3 protein-coding genes are annotated in these 2,280 nt (G+C 37.0%); 1 reads left to right on the top strand and 2 read right to left on the bottom strand.

Annotated elements, in window-relative coordinates; genetic code table 11:
- On the bottom strand, positions 1–501 hold a 501-nt coding region (locus ACSLUH_RS19300), incomplete at its 3' end, for an IS110 family transposase (RefSeq protein ID WP_448570055.1).
- An 879-nt stretch (positions 502–1,380) separates the two neighbouring features.
- On the opposite strand from ACSLUH_RS19300, the gene ACSLUH_RS19295 reads away from it, so the two are divergent.
- A complete protein-coding gene (locus ACSLUH_RS19295) occupies positions 1,381–1,998 on the top strand; it encodes an MSMEG_1061 family FMN-dependent PPOX-type flavoprotein (RefSeq protein ID WP_448570054.1) in 618 nt (205 codons plus the stop codon).
- 28 nt (positions 1,999–2,026) lie between these two features.
- On the opposite strand, the gene ACSLUH_RS19290 is transcribed toward ACSLUH_RS19295, so the two are convergent.
- The coding region (locus ACSLUH_RS19290) for a transposase (RefSeq protein WP_448570053.1) at positions 2,027–2,280 on the bottom strand (254 nt) is incomplete at its 5' end.

Here is a 2,280-nt window from a genome sequence, read left to right as displayed (position 1 = left end):
TGCCGTCAGTATTGGTTTAATGGTCATGGCTAACTCTTTGGGCAGTATTTGCAGTCGGTTTTTCTCCATGGTTTGCATGACAAGAAGTTGATTTCTTCTAGCAACTAAATCGCTCATCAATTGCATGGTTTCTGGCTTTAACTGCGATAGCTTTGGTTTTATGGCTTCACCATAATAAGCAATGAGTTTTGCATCTAGCTTGTCAGTTTTGGCACGTTGTCCAATAGCACCAGCAAAGCGTTTAATGTGAACTGGATTGGCAATCACAAAAGGTAGACCCGCTTTAGCACAGGCCACTATAAATGGCATTTCAAGACGACCAGTCGCTTCGATAATAATACGCTCTGGTGTGTATTTTTTGATTGTTGTTATTGCTTCTTTGATGCCTTTTTCATCGTTGGTCACAGTGAAATATATATCGAGTGGGCGGATGTAGATATCAAGTTGAAACTTACCGGTATCAATACCGACGTTAATGCTTTGATTTGTTTTAGACTTCATATAAGCTAACTCCTGCTTGCGTAATGCGGGCTCGAGGCCCAGTAGACTATTCGAGTGTAGTGCTTGGAGTCTTTTACAGCGTTCGTTCTTGTTATCGGTCTCTCAACTGAGGAGCCATCGTTTAATCGAACTACTGTAAAAGAAGGCCTTAGTTGCAGCTAAGGCTTGGGCCTCACTTTACCCTAAATAGGTTTAAAAAGAATAAGTAAGATGGGTGTATTATCCATACAAGCTGTTTAAGCGCGGGATGGCTAACGTTTGGCTCGGTTTCGCTTCGCTTCACATTTTAGCCAAACATTATCAGTCCCTTAACAGGGCGTTAGGTGAATAATTCATCCCCGAAGTCTAATCATGAAAAGCAATATTTTATATCGAATAAATGTTGGGTTAATTCCTGCTATTGCGCTGTTGATTCTTTCAATAAGTAATGAGTTTTTATTGTTCCAATCTTATAAAAACGATCCCAATAACTTTATTTTTTCTATGGCTACTGAATACATTATTTGGTTATCTCTTTTTTATATTTTTTTAATTCCATTATTCTTTTGTTATTGGAAAAAACATCTATCAACTAAAGTCACTTTAATTAACTCACTTTTAGCTATTATTTTTTATTGTTTGCTTGTTTTTTATCCTAATTATTCCATTGATACTTTAGGTGTCAGCGTTCTATTTGATCATGCTAGTAAGTTATTAACTTTAGTGTTAATTTGCTTTTGGTTTAAGTTCAAGCAAAACAATGTGGCAGTTAGTGTATTCACCTAACAAGATGATTAGGGATAAGGACGTCTAAACGTTGGCTAGATGTTCGTTCCTCACAAATTTTAGCCAACATTAATACGCCTCTTATCATGGCGTTAGTTTTATAAGTCGAATCCTGTGAATATTGAAACATTAAATAACTTTAAAGAAGTAAGAGAAGTTATAGGTGAACCAAATCCTGTAGCGAGCAAGAAAATTTATTCATTCTTAAACGACAGAATGAATAAATTTATCTCATCTTCTCCAATCATGATGCTATCAACAGTGGATAGTGACGGTTTCCCAACAATATCGCCAAAAGGTGATGAGCCTGGTTTTGTAAAGGTACTAGATAAAAATACGCTTTTGATTCCAGAACTACGTGGTAATAAGTTAGCGTTTTCTTTATCAAATATTGTCCAACAAAACAAAGTAGCACTGATTTTTTTGGTTCCCGGAACTGTTGAGAGCTTGAGGGTTCACGGTACTTGTCGGCTGTTAAAGGGAAATGAAATATGCAAATCCTTGGCTTCTAAATCACATCAAGCATTGCTTGTATTAGAAGTTAAAGTTACTAACGCATACTTTCACTGTGGCAAGGCATTTCTTAGAAGTAAAACTTGGCAACCGGATAGTTGGTCAGAAAAAATCAAAATATCGTTCGGTCAAGAGATCGCTGATAATATTGGAGAAAGTTCAGAGTTTGTGGATACAATAGATGCAGGCATTAAAGAACGCTACGTTACTGAATTATAAAACTAACAAGAGACTATGGCGTCAATAGCTAATTTAAAGCCTTTGGCGCTTCCCACATCACACCATCTCTGAGCATTGAATTTAAGATCACAATCATCTTTCTGACACAGGCAATTAGCGCAACTTTTTTTGGCTTTCCTGCGGCTAGTAACTTATCATACTGCGATTTGAAAACAGGATTTGATTGTATTGCTGACATCATTGCCATATATAAAACCGTTCGCACCTGGTGTCTGCCACCTTGAATTTTTCTTTGTCCTTTATAGCGGCCACTTTCACGGT

The sequence above is a fragment of the Thalassotalea ganghwensis genome (assembly GCF_053485795.1).
The sequence above is the reverse complement of the archived record's forward strand: the minus strand, read 5'-3'. Positions and strand labels throughout refer to the sequence as shown.